Origin of the sequence: Nocardioides zhouii, from assembly GCF_004137345.1 — a bacterium.
In the GTDB taxonomy this organism is placed as follows: Bacteria; Actinomycetota; Actinomycetes; order Propionibacteriales; family Nocardioidaceae; genus Nocardioides; species Nocardioides zhouii.
The window spans coordinates 17,355-37,151 of record NZ_SDWV01000026.1 but is presented as its reverse complement, the minus strand read 5'-3'; the positions used below and the strand labels follow the sequence as shown (position 1 = coordinate 37,151).

At 63.2% G+C, this 19,797-nt stretch carries 18 protein-coding genes; 7 read left to right on the top strand and 11 right to left on the bottom strand.

Annotated features, from left to right (window positions below):
- Window positions 1-36: 36 nt before the first annotated feature.
- Window positions 37-942: a tetrahydrofolate dehydrogenase/cyclohydrolase catalytic domain-containing protein gene (locus EUA94_RS19460; protein WP_091201947.1), complete on the top strand. Its 906-nt coding sequence runs from the start codon at window positions 37-39 to the stop codon at window positions 940-942.
- A gap of 89 nt (window positions 943-1,031) precedes the next feature.
- Here the strand turns inward: EUA94_RS19460 and EUA94_RS19455 are convergent, their stop codons facing one another.
- The gene (locus EUA94_RS19455) at window positions 1,032-2,735 is read right to left on the bottom strand and encodes an FAD-dependent oxidoreductase (RefSeq protein ID WP_198554436.1); all 1,704 of its coding nucleotides are present in this window, start codon (window positions 2,733-2,735) and stop codon (window positions 1,032-1,034) included.
- 259 nt (window positions 2,736-2,994) lie between these two features.
- Here EUA94_RS19455 and EUA94_RS19450 point away from each other — a divergent pair, with 259 nt between their 5' ends.
- The 3 genes from EUA94_RS19450 (at window position 2,995) to EUA94_RS19440 (ending at window position 6,401) form a co-directional block, all read left to right on the top strand.
- On the top strand, window positions 2,995-4,353 hold the full coding sequence (locus EUA94_RS19450) for an NAD(P)/FAD-dependent oxidoreductase (protein ID WP_091201889.1): 1,359 nt from the start codon (window positions 2,995-2,997) through the stop codon (window positions 4,351-4,353).
- Window positions 4,354-4,374: 21 nt separating this feature from the next.
- Window positions 4,375-5,520: an XdhC family protein gene (locus EUA94_RS19445; protein ID WP_091201887.1), complete on the top strand. Its 1,146-nt coding sequence runs from the start codon at window positions 4,375-4,377 to the stop codon at window positions 5,518-5,520.
- A gap of 101 nt (window positions 5,521-5,621) precedes the next feature.
- Window positions 5,622-6,401, top strand: a complete 780-nt coding sequence (locus EUA94_RS19440; RefSeq protein WP_242495012.1) for an AAA family ATPase — start codon at window positions 5,622-5,624, stop codon at window positions 6,399-6,401.
- Between the two features lie 33 nt (window positions 6,402-6,434).
- Here the strand turns inward: EUA94_RS19440 and EUA94_RS23190 are convergent, their stop codons facing one another.
- The 9 genes from EUA94_RS23190 to EUA94_RS19395 all read right to left on the bottom strand — a co-directional run bounded on the left by EUA94_RS23190 (window position 6,435) and on the right by EUA94_RS19395 (window position 16,900).
- Window positions 6,435-7,223 (bottom strand): MOSC domain-containing protein, encoded by a 789-nt coding sequence (locus EUA94_RS23190; RefSeq protein ID WP_091201883.1) that lies wholly within the window; start codon window positions 7,221-7,223, stop codon window positions 6,435-6,437.
- A 90-nt stretch (window positions 7,224-7,313) separates the two neighbouring features.
- Window positions 7,314-7,643: a DMT family transporter gene (locus tag EUA94_RS19430; RefSeq protein ID WP_091201881.1), complete on the bottom strand. Its 330-nt coding sequence runs from the start codon at window positions 7,641-7,643 to the stop codon at window positions 7,314-7,316.
- 465 nt (window positions 7,644-8,108) lie between these two features.
- Entirely contained in the window at window positions 8,109-8,603 is a 495-nt protein-coding gene (locus EUA94_RS19425; protein ID WP_091201880.1) for a (2Fe-2S)-binding protein, read from the bottom strand.
- Complete coding sequence (locus tag EUA94_RS19420) at window positions 8,600-9,487, bottom strand: FAD binding domain-containing protein (RefSeq protein ID WP_091201878.1); 888 nt, start codon at window positions 9,485-9,487, stop codon at window positions 8,600-8,602. The genes EUA94_RS19425 and EUA94_RS19420 overlap by 4 nt, the downstream gene beginning before the upstream one ends.
- 184 nt (window positions 9,488-9,671) lie before the next feature.
- The gene (locus EUA94_RS19415; protein ID WP_091201877.1) at window positions 9,672-10,919 is read right to left on the bottom strand and encodes a PucR family transcriptional regulator; all 1,248 of its coding nucleotides are present in this window, start codon (window positions 10,917-10,919) and stop codon (window positions 9,672-9,674) included.
- 67 nt (window positions 10,920-10,986) lie between these two features.
- Window positions 10,987-11,730: a DsbA family oxidoreductase gene (locus EUA94_RS19410; protein WP_091201875.1), complete on the bottom strand. Its 744-nt coding sequence runs from the start codon at window positions 11,728-11,730 to the stop codon at window positions 10,987-10,989.
- Window positions 11,730-12,803 carry an ABC transporter permease gene (locus EUA94_RS19405; RefSeq protein ID WP_091201873.1) on the bottom strand — a complete coding sequence of 358 codons (1,074 nt, stop codon included), beginning with the start codon at window positions 12,801-12,803 and terminating at the stop codon, window positions 11,730-11,732. Before EUA94_RS19405 ends, EUA94_RS19410 begins: the two co-directional genes overlap by 1 nt.
- The gene (locus EUA94_RS19400; RefSeq protein ID WP_091201871.1) at window positions 12,800-14,404 is read right to left on the bottom strand and encodes a sugar ABC transporter ATP-binding protein; all 1,605 of its coding nucleotides are present in this window, start codon (window positions 14,402-14,404) and stop codon (window positions 12,800-12,802) included. Before EUA94_RS19400 ends, EUA94_RS19405 begins: the two co-directional genes overlap by 4 nt.
- Before the next feature lie 177 nt (window positions 14,405-14,581).
- Entirely contained in the window at window positions 14,582-16,900 is a 2,319-nt protein-coding gene (locus tag EUA94_RS19395) for a xanthine dehydrogenase family protein molybdopterin-binding subunit (protein ID WP_231263473.1), read from the bottom strand.
- Window positions 16,901-17,179: 279 nt separating this feature from the next.
- Here EUA94_RS19395 and EUA94_RS19390 point away from each other — a divergent pair, with 279 nt between their 5' ends.
- Window positions 17,180-18,250, top strand: coding sequence for an alpha/beta hydrolase (locus tag EUA94_RS19390; protein ID WP_091201867.1), 1,071 nt, complete (start codon window positions 17,180-17,182; stop codon window positions 18,248-18,250).
- Between the two features lie 94 nt (window positions 18,251-18,344).
- Window positions 18,345-18,695 (top strand): cupin domain-containing protein, encoded by a 351-nt coding sequence (locus tag EUA94_RS19385; RefSeq protein ID WP_129428525.1) that lies wholly within the window; start codon window positions 18,345-18,347, stop codon window positions 18,693-18,695.
- Between the two features lie 72 nt (window positions 18,696-18,767).
- Here the strand turns inward: EUA94_RS19385 and EUA94_RS19380 are convergent, their stop codons facing one another.
- Entirely contained in the window at window positions 18,768-19,487 is a 720-nt protein-coding gene (locus tag EUA94_RS19380) for a PTS sugar transporter subunit IIA (protein WP_129428524.1), read from the bottom strand.
- An 85-nt stretch (window positions 19,488-19,572) separates the two neighbouring features.
- Here EUA94_RS19380 and EUA94_RS19375 point away from each other — a divergent pair, with 85 nt between their 5' ends.
- The gene (locus EUA94_RS19375; protein ID WP_231263474.1) at window positions 19,573-19,746 is read left to right on the top strand and encodes an HPr family phosphocarrier protein; all 174 of its coding nucleotides are present in this window, start codon (window positions 19,573-19,575) and stop codon (window positions 19,744-19,746) included.
- The last annotated feature ends 51 nt before the right edge of the window (window positions 19,747-19,797 follow it).

The window sequence follows — 19,797 nt, the reverse complement described above, 5'->3', positions numbered from 1 at the left end:
TCCACTGGCACGGTGTATCAGAAAGGCCCAGACCTGATGGACCGAAAGGCCCTCGTCCTGGACGGTAACCTTGCAGCCGGAGGCGTTAAGGACTCACTTGTGCCGCGGATTGCCGCCGTTGAGGCGCTCGGTCAACGCCCGGGTCTTGGAACGATCCTCGTCGGAGACGACCCCGGCTCGCGCTCCTATGTGGGCGGCAAGCACCGCGACTGCGCCGAAGTGGGCGTGGAGTCGATCCGTATCGACCTCCCGTCAGATGCTTCCCAGACTTCTGTGCTCGACGCAGTGAAACAACTGAATGAGGACCCGCGGTGCACCGGGTTCATCGTCCAACTTCCGCTTCCCTCGCACATCGACACGCACATAGTGCTGAACGCGATCGATCCAGAAAAGGATGCTGATGGGCTTCATCCCGTCAACCTTGGTCGATTAGTTCTCAATCAGCCTGGGACACTTCCCTGTACGCCGCGTGGGATCTTGGAACTGCTTCGAGGCAACGACGTGCCGATCACGGGATCACAGTTCTGCGTCATCGGGTGCGGTACTACGGTTGGTCGTCCACTGGGGTTGATGCTGACACGTCCGAGCGAGCACGCGACCGTCACCATGGTCAACGAAGCAACGGTTGACGTGGCCGCGCACACCCGCGTGGCGGATGTCGTAATTGCTGCCGCCGGTGTGGCCCACCTCGTGCAGCCCTATTGGATCAAGCCTGGCGCCACCGTGCTCTCCGTAGGGATCACGCGAACGGTCGAGGGCATTCTTGGCGATGTTCATCCGGACGTTGAAGGTGTCGCGGGACGCTGGACTCGCGCAACGGGCGGAGTAGGACCTATGACAAGAGCCATGTTGCTGAAGAATGTCGTTGAGCTAGCAGAGCGCCGAGTCGGTATCGCAACGCCGCTCGTCGCGATGGCTTCATCGGTCTCTCGATCCGCCTGACGAGTCCGGTCGTTCGCCACCTCGACGTTCCACGGCCGTCGGCTGCTTAGTGTTGCGTCGGCTGGTGAGTACTGCGCCCGCCCGCGGCATCAGTCTCCATCGCTACGGCCCACAGCTCTGAGGTCTTCCCACGTCAGCAACTTGACTCGGCTGCGCCCTTGGCCGCGCCCAGCCGCCAACTCGGTCTCATCGATCCGCTGCCACCCAGCAACGTCGAGCACGTTCGGCTGCCGTTCCCGTATCAAACGCACGAGCGCACCAGTATCGTGAGTGGGCGCCTTGAGATTTCCCCTCTCGAAGTCTTCGAGCAACGAAGTCACAGTCTCCGCGGAATCGACGCGGTTTGTGCCGATGACCCCAGATGGACCGCGCTTGATCCATCCGGCGCAGTAGATCCCGCGAACAGGGCGACCGTTTTGCGGATCCACGACGCGACCAGCGTTGTTCGGCAGAACTCCTCTTTCGATGTCGAAGGGCATCCCTGGCACGGGGCGCCCCCGAAAACCTACGGCACGGATGACGAGCGACGTCTCGAGCTGCTCGGACGTTCCGTCGGGGCCAGCAACCACCAGACCTGTCACTGCTTCGTTACCTAGTAAAGCCGTCGGTGAAGCCCGGTAACGCATGATGATCCGTCTCGGCTGCGTCGGCGTGCGGTTTGCCGCGTCGTCGATGATTGCGCGGCGTCGCGCCAGAGCCCATGAGCGGCCGGAGAGCGCGGCTGCTTCAAGCTCGTCGTCGGTGACGCCGACCTCGCTTGGCTCAGCGAGCAGGTCCACCTCGGGCAAACGCGTCAGTGCCGCCAGCTCAGCCGTGCCGTACGCGGCAAACACTTGGGCCCGCCGCCCGATGACCATCACCTCGTCGATCGTGCTCGTCGCCATCGCCTTCAGCGCATTGTCCGACACAGACGTTGTCGCATATGCGAGCGCTGGCTGGACAAGCAGGCGCGCAACGTCCAAGGCTACGTTGCCGTTGCCAATGACGATCGCGCGTCTGCCGCTCAGACTGTAGTCACGGGCGGCACTATCAGGGTGGCCGTTGTACCAGGACACGAACTCCTGCGCGGACACTGAGCCGACGAGATCCTCGCCGGGAATGTTGAGCTTGCGATCCGCCGATGCGCCGGTCGCCCACAGTACTGCGTGGTGATGCTCCAGTAGCTCGGCCGCTGACACGTCGCGTCCTACTTCGACATCGAACAGGCATTGAACGTTGGGTCGGACCAGAACCCGGCCCAGCCGCTCAGTGATGCTCTTGGTCGCGTCATGGTCGGGGGCCACTCCCGCGCGCACCAGGCCGAATGGGGTGGGGAGGCGCTCGAACAGAGTGACCTCGACACCATTCAGCTCGCTCAGTTCGATCGCTGCATACAGCGCCGCCGGGCCCGCCCCGACGATGGCAACTCTCAACGTCGGGAGACCGGGCGGCAGACGATGACGAGCCACGGGAAGCGGGCTCACGTCAATTAGGGGATGGGCCGCAAAGTACTCGGCATTGATGGCGCTGAAGTCAGTCAGCGCTGGCGGCAAGTCACTTTCTGGGAAGATGGCGTCCACCGGGCACGCGGTTGCACAGGCTCCGCAATCAATACAGCTCAGCGGGTCGATGTAGAGCTGCTCTGTGCTGCTGAAGTCAGGGTCCCCCGGACGAGGCCGTATGCACTGCACGGGGCAGACAGGAACGCAGGCTGCATCGTCACAGCACCTTTGCGTGATGACGAAAGTCACCGTCTCAACTCCCTCGACCAAGTGTTGGTTGCGCGACGGCCCCAGCCCCGCCGCCGACGACATTCTTAACCCAGCCGCGCAACCTGCGGCGTTGCTGATAACCAACAAACAGGCGAGCAACTTTGCATGCCACAGTGCAGGTCCTCGGCTCGCCGCGGTCCTAGGTTGGCCAGATGAATGCCACGTTGCGGTTCGTCGTCCGCCACGTGGGCCCAGCACACGCGGTCGCACGTTCCGGCCGAGCTGCCCGGTGAGTCAGACATGGAGAGTCCCGCAGGTTCGCGCTCTGGATAGTGCGGACGCAGGAGTCCGATCGTTCTGGATGGCCGACGCGCTTGTCGATGAGGCCAATCTCCCAAAAGCGGAAGCGCTTACCTCGTCGGCAAGGGCCGACGTGTGCATCGTGGGTGGCGGGTTTACTGGCCTATGGACGGCAATCGAGCTCAAGTCACGCATTCCCAGTATCGATGTGGTCGTCCTCGAAGCCGGACTGTGCGGTTGCGGCGCCAGCGGAACCAATGCAGGTATCTTGATGAACCTGTGGCCGAAGCTTCCCGCGCTTGTGCGCGCTGGAGGCAAGGACGAGGGCGCAGACGTTGCCCGGGCTTCGGTGGAGGCGATTGATCACATCCGGCGCTTCTGTCTTGAGCACGGAATCGACGCACAAGTGGAGCCAAATGGTTGGCTGTGGGCCTCAAACAACAGCAGTCAGGACGGCGCTTGGGTCGAGACCCTAGAGACCGCGGCCGCCCATCGGGATTCTCCGTTTGTCGAGGTGGACGCGGAAGAAGCGACCCGGTTGGCGGGCGCTCCGGCGCGCGGCGGTGTCTTCGACCCGACTTGCGTTGGCCTCCACCCCGCACGCCTGGTCCGAGGTCTCCTGCGAGTGGCTCGGGCCCTTGGGGTCATCGTGCATGAACACAGCCCCATGACGGGCTTGACTCGAGAGCACGCTGGTACAACGGTGTCCACCAGCACAGGCTCGGTCCAAGCCTCTTCCGTGATTCTGGCGATCAACGCGTGGTGCAATCAGTTCCCCCAGCTCCGCGCACACTTGGTGACCACTGCATCCGACAACGTCGTCGTACGCCCGCGGCGGACGCTGGGTGAGCCGCCTTTGACCAATGTCTCCGACGCGGGCCGCCTCCTGGACTACTGGCGGCCAATGACGGGAGGGAATGTTCTCTTCGGCAAGGCCGGTATGGGACTGGGTTGGGGTATCCGCGGCACCAACACGCTTTACGCCTCCGTCCCCCGTCCTGATCGGCTCGTGACGCAGATGACCCGCGCCGTGCCTAGCTTGAAGGACTCCACGGTCCTGTCGTCGTGGCGAGCGCCCGTCGAGTACTCCTTGTCCTCACTGCCCTTTTTCGGCGAGCTCGGCGGATTCCCGGGCGTCTACTTCGGCACGGGGTACTCAGGGGACGGCATCGGACCGTCAGTCATCGGCGCCCAGATCCTGGCAGGCCTAGCCACCGAGACCCGTGACGGAATGACCACGTCCTTCTTGGCGAGGATGCCGTCGGGACGGGGACTCCCGCGCGAACCCATTCGCTACGTCGGCGGCCAACTGGTCAAGACGGCCATGATCCGTCAGGACCTCAAACAGGACGCGGAAGACAAGGTCGATCTGGCAACTCGCCTAACGGCTCGCATCGACCCCACCAGCTTCCTGGGATAGCCGACAGCAAGGAGACAACCCGTGCGAGACATCTTGGATCACCTCGTCACATGGTGGGAGAGCGGAGACTCGATCGGCCTGGCCACCGTCGTTGACACCTCAAAGTCCGCGCCCCGTGAGCCCGGCGCGGCGATGGGCGTCGGCCCTGACGGGTCCGTCTTTGGCTCTGTCTCGGGTGGCTGCGTTGAGGGCGCCGTCTACGAGATTGCACGCGAGGTCGTGGTCGGTGGCATTCCGGTGCTCGAGCACTACGGGTACTCCAACGATGAAGCGTTCGCGGTCGGCCTCACGTGCGGAGGAGAACTCGACGTCTTCATCGAACGACTGGACCGTCAAACATTCCCGCAGTTCTCAGAAATCGCCGACGACATTCGCGGCAACCGACCTGTGGCGTTAGCGACGATCGTGGATCACCCGAACCCGTCGTGGCGCGGTCGACGGATAGTGCTTCACCCGGAGGAGTCAGGCCTGCCAGTGAGTGGCACCTTGGGCAGCAGCCGGGCGGACTCGGCAGTCGTCGACGACGCCCTCGGTTTACTCGCAGCCGGGCACAACGGCATCTTGAGCTACGGCCCCGACGGTCAGCGGCTCGGCGACGGCATGCGCGTATTCGTGCAGACCTTCGCGCCGCAGCCTCGCCTGCTCATTTTCGGTGCCATCGACTTCGCGGCGGCAGTGGCTTCTATTGGCTCCTTTCTTGGCTACGCGGTCACTGTGTGCGACGCGAGACCTGTCTTTGCTACGCCGGCGCGGTTTCCCCAGGCAGACGAGGTCGTCGTCGACTGGCCCCACAGATACCTTGCGGAGGAACATCAGGGCGGTCGAATCGACCGGCGCACAGTCATCACGGTCCTGACTCACGACCCCAAGTTCGACGTGCCCCTTCTGACCGTCGCCCTCACACTTCCGGCCGCGTATGTCGGGGTCATGGGCTCACGCGTCACCCACGAGGACCGCCTTGCACGCCTGCGAGAGGCGGGCGTCACGGAGCACCAGCTGGATCGGATGTCGAGCCCCATCGGTCTAGATCTGGGCGCTCGTACCCCCGAGGAGACAGCGGTGAGCATCGCGGCCGAGATCATCTCGACACGTTGGGGTGGAACAGGGGTACCTCTGGGCGCAACGGCTGGCGCCATTCACCATGCGGCACATGGAGCTACGCCATGATTCCGGGAGACCTACTCGACTCCCCGGATGATGTGAGGCGGTTGCTCGAAGGAACCGGCTACTTATGTTCCTCTGAACTAGCAACCGTTGTGTTCTTTGCGATGAAGATGCACCGACCGTTGCTCCTCGAGGGCGAGCCGGGTACGGGAAAAACTGCCCTGGCTGAGGCCGTAGCGACCGCTTGGCAGCTGCCGCTCCTGCGACTTCAGTGCTACGAGGGCATCGATTCCACGCAAGCCCTCTACGACTGGGACTTTCCTCGTCAGATCCTGCACCTGCGAGCCCTGGAGGCGGCGGGCGCTGTCGACGCATCGGCAGCAGAAAAGGGACTGTATGACGAGCGCTTCCTTCTTTCGCGTCCCGTGCTCAAAGCGCTACAGCAGGCCCCCACCGTATTGCTCGTCGACGAAGTCGACCGAGCGGATGACGAGTTCGAAGCCTTCCTACTCGAAGTCCTGTCCACGTACCAGGTGAGCGTGCCTGAGCTCGGGACGGTCCAAGCTGTCATTCCGCCGATCGTGGTATTGACCTCGAATCGAACGCGTGAGCTCCACGACGCCCTCAAACGTCGATGCCTCTATCACTGGATCGAGCACCCTGGACCGGAACGTGAGCTGGCCATTCTCCGGTCCCGAGCTCCGGAGGTCCCTCACGCGCTTGCGACGCAAGTCGTGGGCGTAACGCAGGAAATTCGCAACGAGGTACATGGGCTCGTCAAGCCTCCGGGCGTCGCGGAGACCCTGGACTGGGCACGCGCGCTGAAGCACCTGGGGGCTGTCGAGCTTGACCTCAAAGCAGCCGCAGCGAGCCTGGGCGCACTGGTGAAGTATCGCGAGGACGCGGAACGTGTGCACCACGCGATCAAGCAGATCCTTTCCTGAGACTGAATGCACCCCGCCGACTTACATCCGATCTCAGGTGGCGAGCTGGACTGGATCCCCTACCTTCACCCGCCCTGATAGCACTACGTCTGCGTAGGCCCCGAACAGCACTGACGGGCCCCACCGGCTCGGGGTTGCACCCCGGACCTCTCGGATGCGTCGCTGGACCTGGAGGGCCCTGTCGCCGTCATGGGGACGGTTCTCGACGGCCACACATCGCGGGATTCCACCACGGAGTCGTAGAACACAGTTTCCGACTGTGATCGAGCGCCCCGTCCACGTGTCTTCGCGAAAGGGAGTCGTTCCGACGTCCAGCGTCAGATTCAACCTGAACCGACGTACGTCCACAGGCTGGCCGTCTGCCTCCGTGCCTAAAGACGCCAGGGAGGCAGTGGACAGGATCGTGACCGGGTGGATGTCCCCGCCGCCACCGGGGCGTGCACATCGCACGAGCCGCAAGTTCCGTCCGGCGACATCGGAAATGAACGCATCCCACGGACCTGGGACCCACCTGCCGTCGACCGTGCGCTCGTCGAATCGAAACCGGCGGACCGGACCCGCGGCGCGCACCTGGTCGGCGCACTCGATCGCCGCTCCTCGACCCACCTGGAACAGGTTAAGCAAAGGGTCATAGGACGTCCAGTAGCCCAGAAAAATGGGATCTCGAGGAACCGAGTACAAATGCTCGTCGACGTCGACTAGAAAGAAGTCTCGATTTCCGACAATTCCCGACGGTGTGACCTGAATGCTTTGAGTCTCACGGAGAGCAAACCCCTTGGTCACGGCCGTGTGCAACTGAGCGACCGTGCCGACGGTCTCCATCTGAGAGTTCACCTGACCCTCGATCCTTGAATGGACGCGCAAAACGTGAATAAAGGCTTGCAGCAAGTCGCTGGCGCACGCCGCTAGGCTTCATGCGTTGCGAGCGCCCAGTTCTAACGCAACTACACCGCTGACGATCAGAGCCATTCCCAGGACTTGTGCACCAGTGAGGCGTTCGTCGAGGAACACCGCTCCGATGACGGCGATAGCGACGATTCCCGCCGCGGACCACAGTGCGTAAACGACAGCCACGTCCAGACCTCGTTGAAGCACCAAGGACAAGAGGATGAACGAAAAGCCGTATCCCCCTAGCACCAAGAGACTCGGCACAAGCTTGCTGAAACCTTCCGACGCGCGCAGCGACAACGTAGCCATGACCTCCACCGCTATGGCCAGTCCCAACAGCAAGTACGTCGCCATCTGTCTCCATCCTCGTTCCAAGTGACACCGCCCTGTCGGACGGACGGCACGACCGTAAGCCTGCGTCAGACTCTCGTCTTCGCTGCTCCTGTTACAAACGACCGGCGGACTTGACGCTTTCCGGCAACTGGCTCAGCGGGCAAGCCGCTTGTCCGCCAGCTCGCGTCTCTGCCCGCCACGTCGTCCGGTGGGTCACAAAGGCGGCGGCCGCACCGACCGCACAACTCCTGTCATCGACGGCGCATTCCATCCGACCGGGCCTCCGTTGAAGTCGTGAGCTCCGTCTTCGACAACCGGCCACCGTCCAGGAGGGGGTCGGGTCGAGCGCCTGCTGCAGCTTTAAGAAGTGGTGGCGCTGCGCGATCTGTGTCCGCGCACATCGCTCAACGCGTTGTTCGCATTAAACACAACCTCGGGGCTGGACAATATCAATCGTCACGCGGTCATCAAGGCCGCCCAGCGAGGTCAACCTTCCGCGTCGGCTCCGAACTCAGCCAGGTCGGCAGCTTCGTCCAAGGCCTTGCGAGCGGACTCGACGATCTGTTGGTACCCGGTGCACCGACAGAGGTTGCCGGAGATCGCATCCCTTATCTCGTCGTCGGTGAGTCGACGCGCCTCGTTGTAGATCGGCAACAGGGTCATGAGCATTCCGGGCGTGCAAAAACCGCACTGAAGGCCGTGGCAGGCCGTGAACGCCTCCTGCAGCCCGTGCAGGTTCTCCTCGCAAGCCAGGCCCTCAACCGTGGTCAGACGGCGCCGATCGCTCTGTACCGCGAGCATCGTGCAGGAACGCACGGGTTCTCCGTCGAGAAGCACGGTGCAACTGCCACACACGCCGTGCTCACAGCCGACGTTGGTGCCAGTGAGCCCCAGTTCATGGCGAAGGAAGTCGGAGAGAAGCATGCGCGGCTCGACGTCACGCTCGTATCCCTCGCCGTTTACGGTCACGTGAGTCTTCATGCCGATCTCCTCTCGTCCTGAGTTCCACCGAGGTCGAACGCTTGATGAAGGGCGCGTCGCAGGGACTCTGCGACCACCGCCCGTCGGTATTCCTTGGAGCCGTGGACGTTGCTCTCTGGGCTGAGAGACCGTTCGCACTGGGCAACTGCGGCGTCGACGGCAGACTCGTCGACAAGGTGACCGACCAAGGTTTCCTCGAGACCTTCGGCCGAGGTCGGACCGGGGCCGGCAGCGATGAGCCCTGCGCGTACGGAGGTGCACTCGCCGTCTTCGTTGAGTCGAGCACTCACGGCGGCCCCACCGATCGCGTAGTCGCCCTTGCGCCGCGCAAATTCCGAGAATCCCCACCGGCTGAACCGATCGGCGGTCGGGACCTCCACGGCTACGACCAGTTCGCCGTGCTGGAGAGCGGTTTGGAAATGTGCTCCGAAGAACTGTGTGCTCGGGATGCGGCGCTCACCGCTGCTAGAGCGAGTGACAATCGTGGCCCCCATTGCAAGAAGCGCCGCTGGGAACTCGGCGGCGCTATCGCTGTGGGCGACTGCCCCGCCGAACGTGCCCCGGTTACGGATCTGCGCGTGAGCAACCCATCCGGCAGCCGCGGAGAGCAGCGGTGCGCATTCTCGAACGACAGGGAGCCGTTCGATGTCGGCGTGACGAGTGGAAGCGCCGATGTTCAGTGCATCGGCCACGCTACGGACGCCTCGAAGGACTGAGAGGCGAGAGATGTCCACCAGAAGCGTGGGTCGGGCAAACCTCAAGCTGAGCAGGGGAATGAGGCTCTGCCCCCCTGCTATGAACTTCGCGTCCTCGTCGGAGCTAACTAGATCAATAGCTTGGTCAAGTGACGTGGCGACAACATAATCAAAGGGCGGTGGCTTCACGGGCGTCCCTCTCGCGGAAGGTCGTGAGGGGTGCGACGCAGGTACGCGCTACCCATGGACGATCCATTGTCTGACGACTGTCCAAAACAGTTTGTGACCCTGAAAGCGAAGTGACCACTACGCAGTCAGGCAAAGTCATCCGCAGCTTGGTCGACACCTGACAAGACGGTGCGCATGGGTCGTGTCAGGGAGAGCCAGCATCCGGGTCCGGCCCAAGTCCCGCGTCTGCATGCTCGTCGAGGTCTTGCAGCTCATTGTCCGACGCCTGGTTGAAGAGGTTCGCGAGCCGAAGAGCCACGGCGAGTTCGTCGCGGCGATCGCTTATGGTCACTCCCAGCCGGGACTCAATGGAGCGCAACCGGTAGGCAACCGTCCGTTCGTGGACATGGATGGCTTGGGCAGTAGACGCTGCATTTTGTCCGCACTGGAAGTAGGCCTGCAAGGTGGCTTTGAGAAGTTCGCCTCGCGAGTCTTCCTCGTGGAGTGCACCGAGCTCGCGGGAGACGAAGTCATGAACGGCTTGGCGATCCTTGAGCACCAAGGATTCCAAGGCAACGTCGCCGTAGCGGACGACTCCCGAGGCGCGCAATCTGCCTACCCTGTAGGCCTGCCACGCTTGGCGGTGGCTCAACCGGAAACCTTCGATCCCATGCTCCACGTCGCCCAGCGCCAGATGCGTTTCAGGCATGGAACGAATACTCTCCGGTCGCGCTTCCAGCACTCGATACAAGGCGGAGGAGCCCAGCCAGCCCAGGTACGTCCCGGAGGTGCCGCTCACGGTCAGATGTCTCGCATCCAGGGCAACAGCCAGGGCTCGGATGTTGGCCTCGGGCGAGCGCCCCCATGCGACGACAGCCAAGTGACCGGCGCGCAGGCTGTATCCCAGTTGTTGGACGTCGGCAGGCACTCCACGCAGGATGTCGCTCACCACCGCCCGCCGCTTCCGATCTTGGCTCCTGAAGAAGTAGGCGTTGTGCTCAGCCTGATAGGTCGCGATGACGGACTCGGTCACCTTGTTGTTCCACGCGTACTGGTAGTCCGAGGCTTGCCTGAGGATGGTGATGCGCTGCTCATCCGAGTCGACCGCACGGAGCGTCTCCTCCAGGATGACGTCCCAAAGGATCGATTGACCCACACGGTAGGTGCGCAACAGCGAGTGCAGATCGATGCCCGCTTGTGCCGCCACGCGTGCCTCTTGAAGTGCCGCGTCAGAGGCACGGTCGGGCGGACGTCGTCCCCGCGCTAAGCCATCAATGATGCTGGTCAACGCAGAGATGATGCTGGGACGTTCTGCCTCGGCCAGGACCGGATCATCCTTTTCGTGGATCTCGGGTACCTCTTGCAAAGACATCCGCTCGATAGCAGACACAAGTTCCGGAATGCGTGCGCGGACTGCATCAGCCACGGCCCGCAGGTCCGTCTCGATCGTCATTGGGCGATCCTAGGCCCGCTCTGTAAACACGTTGCTGGCAGGCGCTCGCCGCACCTGCCAGGGGCTGCTACGCATCGACGGCGTCAAGAACTGCGTCCGCCCATGACTCGTCGTATTGCTCGAATCGGGGGAATCCCTCGCCTGGGCGGGCCGTCCAGTGGTAGTCCACCCCGGGATTGTGCTCGGCGTAACGATCCTTCACGAAGATGTGCGGGCTGCCTTGCACGGGTAAGGCTTCAGCTGTACGCCAGTGGGTGAACACCGTCGCATAACCTCGCCCCTCCTCGAGAGCCGATTCCAGTGCTGGCAAGTACAGGGACGGGCACCCTTCCGCCGCGGCAAGAATCTCCGAGTGGACGCTGATCGACCGACCGCGTACATAAAACGCCTGACGCAAAGCATGGTCGAGCTCGTCGCTGGCACGCAGACCTCCGACGCTGAGTGCCTTGGCAGCCTGCACAGCCGCCATCGCTGGGACGGTAGACACTGCGTACTGCCAATCCGGCGCGCTCCAAGGCTGCCAGCCCAGCGCAGGCACGAGGCCGGCGATGGCCGTCACTTCCACATCGACGATCCCCTTGGGAGTACCACGCTTGTTGAAGAGCTCCAGGGGAAAGGCTCGGTGGTCGATGATGACGTCGACGTCCCGCTGAAGCACGCGTGAACGCAGAGTGTGGAGTGCCAGGCTCGCCCACGGACAGCCGATGTCTGACCAGACGGTGACAACCCCGTTGCTGGGGTTGATCAGTTCTGGGTCCTGAAACGGATCGGTAGGGCGCACAGGATCGTGATCGTCCGTGGCGAGCACCATCAGGTGGTCCGCCGGCGGTACAGAACGGTGGCCAGTGCGACTCCAGCAATGAGAGCACCGCCGTTCACGTAGTCGTTGACATAGGGGTCGACTCCGGAAAGGTTTAGCCCGTTATTGAGGACGGCCAAAAAGTAGACCGCGATGATCGTGCCCCACACGTTGAATCGCCCCGGGCGGACCGACGCAGCGCTGAGGAAGGCCGCCGCAAAAGCAGGCAGCGTGAACGTCGCGCCCACGTTGGGCGACGCTCCCCCGGCGCGTGAGACATAGAGCAGCCCGCCCAGCCCACAGAGAAGGCCGGCCGCCACGAAGGTGGCAGCACGCAGCCCGTCGGTTCGGAGACCGACGAGCTTTGCTGCCTCCATATTCGACCCCACCGCATAGATCTGGCGACCCAGGGACGTGTGGCTGAGCACGAAGTAGGTGATTGCAGCGATGACCAGCAACGTGATGAAGATGACCGGGACGCCGGCAACCAGCCCCGTCCCGAAATTCGTCAGCGACTGCGGGATGTTGCTTGCAGGCGCAAGCCCGCCTGTGCGCTGCAGGATGATGCCGCCCAAGATTGTCGACATGCCGAGTGTCGCGATGACACCGTTGACGTGCAGGCGGGTGACGATCAGCGCGTTCACGCCCCCGATCACGAGACCAATGGTGAGGGCGAGTGCGACCGCCGCTAGGACGTTGCCGCTCTCGGACACGGACGCAGCGACCATGATGGCGGCGAGCCCGGCGATGTTGCCCACGGAGAGATCAAACTCCTGGCAGAGCAGGGGCAGAAGTAGTCCCAGCGAAATCACACCGATCACCGCTTGGCTGGCGAGCAGGATGCGCATGTTTGCGAGGGTCGGGAAGGTCGAGGATGTCTCTGACCAGAAGCAGAAGAACACCGCAATCAGAGCCAACAGGACCAGAAGCGCGTAGGCCTCTAGGAAGTTGATAAGGCGAGCTTTCCCCGTACGCGACTTTGCGGCCTTGAGCTTCTGCTCCGTCTCAGGGGATGCAGTTGGAGATACCACCGTGGTGGTCTCCGAGGCCCCCCCGGGTCCACTCGTTTCTTGGATGTTGCTCATAGTGACTTCTCCTGTGCGTATACGACGTCATTGAGGATGTCCTCGGTCAGCGGACCGTCGATGCTGTCGACGATCTCGCTGCCGCTCATTACTACGGCACGGTGAGCCAGCGACGCCAGCTCCCCGAAGTCCGAGGAGACCACCAGCACGGCGGTCCCGGCGGCTGCTGCGGCGCGCACGAGCTCATGGATCTCGTTCCGCGCACCGATGTCGACGCCTTGGGTTGGCTCATCAAGGAGCAACACAGTCGGTCGTCGTTGCAACCACCTGGCCAAGATCACTTTTTGCTGATTTCCTCCGGAAAGGGCTGTCAACGGCGCTGACGCACTCGGCGCTCGCACGCCGAACTCCTTAATCAACCGCTGAGCGGCCTTTCGCTCTCGGGAAGGCTTGATCCATCCAGCACGCGAGTGGTCGCTCAGGCACGTCACCGAAAGGTTTTCTGCAATGCTCAACTCCGGAAGAGCCGCCTCACGCAAGCGATTCTCCGGAACAAAGGCAATACCTTTCTTCATTGCGGCTCGCACGTCGGACGGAGGCACAGGACCCGAGTTCAGGGTGACTTCAAGGTCGTCCCGCGGCACAGCACCGAAGATCTGCTTCAGGAGGCGGGAACGACCGGACCCGAGCAGACCTGCGACACCGACGATCTCACCGGCGCGGAGCAGCAGAGTTTCATCGTCGACCTCTGTGAGCGACGGGCGGCGGAGCGTCAGCGCCGTTTCGCGAAAACCCGCCACGTGGGACAGGTGGACCCGGCTGTCGACGACCCCGCTGCCACGAGGAACCGTTCCGGCCTGCTTGGCCGCGACCGACCCGGTGATGCCGGCTACCAACGAGTCGTGACTGATCTCGGCGCCCACCAGACGCGATGCCACACGACCGTTGCGTAGGACCGTGACCTCGTCGGCGATAGCGGTGACCTCTTCGAGACGGTGCGACACGTAGATGATCGTTTGGCCGTCCGCGGCATACCGTCTCAAAGCCGTCAGCAGGACGTCCACCTCGTGCTTGGGCAAGCTGGCAGTCGGTTCGTCCAGCACCAGCACGCCGCGCTCATCGGTCTCGTCCTGGTCCTGAAGGGCACGGGCGATGGCAACCATCATCTGAGCTGCCGGAGACAAGCGGACCATGTGGGTGTCGGCGGCGACGTCGATCTCAAACCGGTCCAGAACTCGCCGAGATCGTGCCTTCTGGGCCTTCCAGTCGATCGACTTCAAGGTGGTCGACTCGAAGCCACGCCCCAGCGCGAGGTTCTCGGCCACGGTCAGGTCAGGAAAGGTCGAGTTCTGCTGATGGACGAAGTGCAGCCCCGACGCCTTTGCCCGTGCCGGCGTGTGCGACCGCGCTTCGATCCATTCCCCCTGAAGCGCCAGTCGTCCCTGATCGGGCGTCACGACTCCGGCCAGCATCTTGATGAAGGTGGACTTGCCCGATCCGTTTCCGCCCATCAGACCGTGGATCGCACCGGATGAGACCTCAAGCGAGACCTCGTCAAGTGCGCGCGTCGCACCGTAGGTCTTGCTGATGTCCTCAGCAGCGAGCGCCACCCTGCTGCCGGGTTCGGCGCTGGCGGACTCACTCCTCATGTGTTCGTTCATCGCTACTCCTGAATGGGTCCCAGCTCAGCGGACGGTTCGCAACCGGCTTTGCCAGTCGCTCGGCGTGGCCGGCGGGACGGACGAAGCTAACGGAACTGTGCTGCCGAGCCAGTCGGTGGGGCTATTCGATTCCGGACAATGCGCGAGCACCCTTTGGCACCATCCGGGTGTTTCGACTCACATGGATCGTGCGTCGACGTCCGAGTTGGGATGGGACCTGCGCCACAGGGTCTCGGGGGTGACCGGCACCTTGGTTGTGATCACACCTTCGCCAAAGGCGTCGTCGATGGCACCGGCCACGGCCGCACCGACGGCGATCAGACCTACTTCACCAAGTCCCTTGGCCCCGAACGGGTTGTTCGGCGTCGGCGCGTCTTCCGTCATGAAGAAGTCGATCTCGGGGACGTCCAGAGAGGTTGGTAGCAGATAGTCCATGAACGATGTGGCCAGCGGTTGTCCGGACTCGTCATACAGGAACTCTTCGTAAAGCGCCCCACCGATACCCTGAGCTGCTGCCCCGATCACTTGACCGCGCGTCGTCATCGGATTGATGGCTCGCCCAGCTTCGGTGCTGGTGACGAAGCGACGAAGTGTGTGCCCGCCCGTGGCGGGATCGATCTCGATCTGAACCAAGGTCACGCCATAGGGATAGTTCATGTGCTCGTCGAGGTAGACCGCTTGCGCGCCCAGCCCAGGCTCGTCGTAGGCCAGGCGTGCCGACCAACCGTCCCATCGGCCAGCGATCTCGGCGAGGCTGAGCCCCTCGTGCGCTGCCCCAGAAACCACGATCCGGCCGTCGACGAGGATCAGGTCGTCGACGTTCGCCTCCAGCATCTCGCCGGCGAGCCTCTTGGCCTTGGCCAGGGTGTCAAGCGCGGCCTGGCGAGCTGCCCCACCCGCCAGCACTGTGGAACGACTGGACCATGACCCCACACCCTCCGGCACGAGCTCGGTATCGCCGTGGATCACGTCAATCAGGTCAGGTTCCACCTGTAGCTCCTCGGCGACGATTTGCGCGAGAACCGTTTCAATCCCCTGGCCTACAGAGGACGCCCCTGTGCGCACCCGAATGCGGCCCGACGGATCGACGTCCACCGCGCTCGTCTCGTAGAGCCCCAGGCCGGCCTTGTCCATGAGCATGCCGATGCCGTTTCCGACCAGGCGCCCTTGGGCCCGCAGGTCGGCCGCTTCCTGCTCCCAGTCAGCGAACCCCGCTGAGTCGAGCGCCTTGTCGAGGTGGTCCACAACGTCACCCGAGTCAAAGTGGTACGGCTCGAAACAGATGTCCATGCCCGGCACAAATGGAAGATCAGCCGTGGTCAAGAGATTGCGGCGGCGAATCTCGACCTGCGAGAGGCCGATTTGCTCGGCAGCCTGGTCGAGGAGGCGCTCGCGCGCGAATGTCCCTTCGTACCTCCCCGGAGCGCGGTAGGCCGACAGGGGAGTCTTGTTGGACACCACTACATGCAACAGTCCGTCGTACGCGGGCACACGGTACGGACCGGGCACCATGCCAACGGTGATATCGCTGACGAGTGGCTCTGCCTGCCGAATGAACGCTCCATGGTTGTGCCAAATCTCGTCCGTTAACGCCAGAAGCATTCCGTCTGCGTCGAATGCAGCCGTCATCTCATGAACCTGTTCGCGTGCATGTGCGGTCGCCACCATGTGTTCGAGGCGGTCCTCGGTCCACTTGACTGGTCGACCGAGGTGCATCGCGGCCCAGCCCACCATGATGTATTCGGGAAAGACCCCGCCCTTGACGCCGAAGCTGCCCCCGATGTCGACGTGCTTCATGCGCAGATTGGCCAGTGGCATCCCAAGCACCTGCGCGATCAAACGCTGGCAGTCGTGGGTGTGCACCGGCCCCCACATGAACAATTGGTTCCGCCCACGGTCAGGTTCTGCGATGCAGCCCCTGGTCTCCATCGGCACTCCGGAGTGGCGACCTACGACGTAGCGGCCCTTGACGACGTGAGTCGCCCTCTCAAACGCTCCACCCACGTCTCCGTACGACTTGACTATGCGGACGGCCTCGTTCGGCTGCCCCTCGAACAGAAGCTCCGCCTCGTCCGTCAACGCGTACTGCGGATCAAGCACGGGAGGGAGGCTGTCGTAGGTCACCTCCACCAGCCCTGCCGCATCCTCGGCCAAGTACGGAGTGTCAGCAATGACCGCGGCCACCGGCTGACCCACGTAGCGGACTCGATCCGAAGCGAAGACCGGATGCAGGTAGTCGTCAATCTGTGGATAAACCTCGTGGTAGCCGATCTGTTCCAGCGGTACCTCGGCAGCAATGTCTTCCGCAGTGATGACCAACCGGACGCCGCGCGCTCGCCGGGCCGCTGACGCATCGACGGACACGATGTGCGCATGTGCCTCGGACGACCTGACCACGCTCAAGAACAGCTGACCGTGAAGGTCGACATCGTCGACGAAACGCGCATCACCTCGCAGTAGTCGCGGGTCCTCACGACGACGCACCGATTTTCCCACGAACCGCTTCGCTGAGGGTCCGAGTCCGCCGGAAGCTCCAGGTTTACCCACTGTTCGTCCTCACTCCGTTGCGATGTTCAAGAGCCGCAGTGTCGTCGCTGTGCCGCTTTCCTCGCTGCTCGCTGGGCGTAAGGCGCGCCACTCAAATGGGCAGAACCTGTACACGAAGCTGCTCTTTGCTAGGTGGCGGCAAAGAGACCCACTGGATTCGCGGAACATGTAGACCGTGAACGGGCCCGCACTCGCGAGGATGCTGCGACCCCGAAGGATGGAGAAGAGATGACGACCGAGACACCGCAGATTCCGACGGCGGAGGAGGAGATGCTGAACTGGGGCCGCCTGCTCATGGACGGCCTGCCATTTGCCGATCTGCTTGCCGCCCAGCGCCGGGACTCCGATACGTCATGGTTCGCGTTCTGGATGGCGAAAGCCGATGACTACGAGTCGATGGGCGACGAGGCGCTCAGGGATGGAAACACGCTCACTGCGGGCTACTGGTTCTGGGTGGGATCCATGGCTGCGCAGTACGCGCAGTTCCTGTGGTTCGACGAGCGTCGCCCTCGCGGTCAGCTCCGCAAGGCGGAGCTCTACCACCGAGCTGCCCCCCTGCTCGATCCCCCGGCCGAGCGGGTCGACCTGCCAATCGATGACACAGTCATCATCGGGTACCTGCGGAGGCCGAAGGGAGCGCAGGGACCAGTGCCCTGCGCCGTCCTGCTGGGAGGACTGGAGAGCACCAAGGAGGAGAGCTACATGTTCGAGAACCTCCTTCTCGAGCGAGGTGTCGCAACATTCACCTTCGACGGCCCGGGACAAGGGGAGATGTTCGAGGACGTGGCCCTTGCCGACGACTACCACCGATACAGCTCGCGGGTCGTGGACTACCTGGAGACCCTCAGCGACACGATCGCCAGTGACCAGATCGGCGTGCTGGGACGCAGCCTGGGAGGGCATTATGCGCTCCGCGCAGCCGCGATGGACGGCCGATTCAAGGCATGTGTCACATGGGGCGGCTTCGTGCAGATGGATGACTGGGACTTTGAGTATCCGATGACGAAGCTCAGCTGGCAGTACGTCACCAAGTCGCCTGACCTGGCGACCGCCCAGCGCCGCGTCCGTGATGCCATCGACGTCCGGCCGGTGCTCGCCGGCCTCAAGGTCCCGACCTACGTCCTGCACGGCGGCAAGGACGAGACCCCCATCACGGAGCTCGACCTTCTGCAGGAGTACGCCGTGAACGCCGACATCACCCTCGATCTCGAGCCGGAGGGTGATCACTGCTGCCACAACCTCGGCCCCGCTCCCCGCCTCCGCATGGCCGATTGGCTCACGCACCAGCTGCACCCCTGATCGGGTCCGCGCGGCGTGTGTTGACGCGGCGTCGCGCGGGCCACACCATTCCTCAACAGCAGCCAGCCGGCTGCGGAACGGCAGGAACCTCATCATGGACGAAATCAAGGTAGTGGAATCCGCCACCGTGGAGCTCGAGTCGTGGCAGCCGGAAGGCGTAACTATCCTCGACGGAGACCCCGCAGGGCGCGGCTATACCTTGTTCGAGGACTATGACAACGGCGCGCGGGGGACCGGAGTGTTCGAGTGCGAGCCGTCGAAGACCACGTACACACTGGAGTTCAACGAGATCATCTACGTCCTTGAGGGCGAAGTGACAATTGAGCTGGAGAACGGCTCCAAGGTCGACCTGAAGGCGGGAATGCAGGCCTTCCTGCCTGCCGGACACACGTCGACGTGGACCTTTCACACCAAGTTCCGCGAGGTCTGGGTGCTCGCAGACTGACACTGGAGCATCCGGCGTCGCGCTGCCCTAGTCCTTGAGTTCGTCTCCGGACGAGGGTAGGGCAGCGCGAAGTCATAGGTCCATCAGCGCGATCAGCTCAGCGACGAACGCCTCATACGTGGTGCCGCTAGACACCAACCGACGCACCCGGCTCGGCTCCGTGAGCACCACCACCAATTGGTCGAAGACGTCCCGAAAGAGCTGGCGTTCATCCGGGTTGAAGGCGATGAGTGCTACTAGGTTTACGGGCGTACCACCCCAGTCGATCGGATCCTTCGAGACCAGCACGGCGATCGCGCTCCGATCCGCGTTCATGGTCATGGAGTGCGGAAGAGCGACAATGTCGTTCAATGCGGTCGAGGACATGCGCTCCCGCTCCTGAACCTCTGCGTGGAAGCTCGGCGGGACCATGCCAGCCTGTTCGAGAGCGGCGGTGAGTCGCAGGAGGACTTCGTCGCGCGTGCTTGTGCCCGAATCGGGGAAGAAGATGCTTCTGTCCATGAGTTGCTGGACCTGCGTCACGGCCCTGACGAACGTCGATCGGCGTTCATAGTCGCGCACCTTCGCTTCAATCCGGTCGATGTCGTGACGCGTCAGCATCGGGCTCACGATCACGGTGCGGGTGAGGTCGAAGCCTTTGAGCTCGACAGGCGAGACGACGATGTCCGCGGTGATGTCGGCGGGGGTGATGTCGACGGTCGGGAAGACCTGGACCAGCCGGGCTCGGTGTTCCAACGCGCGAAGGATTCGGAAGGACAGCTTTTCGTGGTACCGCACGGTTGTCGCTTCCAACGGTGGAACGCTGTGAAAGGATGCCCATGACTCGCCGCTGCGTGACCGTAGGCTCGGTCGTAGGTCTGCACGCAAGGCCGCCACGTTGATCGCCGAATTCGCGGCTAGCTTCGACGATGAAGTTCACCTGGCCGTGGGTGACAAGGACCCGGTCGACGCTCGCTCACCGCTGCTGATTATGTCGCTCGGGGTCGGCTTCGGCGAGACCGTCGAGGTGATCGGCGACAGCCCCGGAGCTGTCGATGCCATCGCGACCTGATCACTCTCGACCTTGACACGTGACGATTGGGTGGCAACGGACCCGTGACGT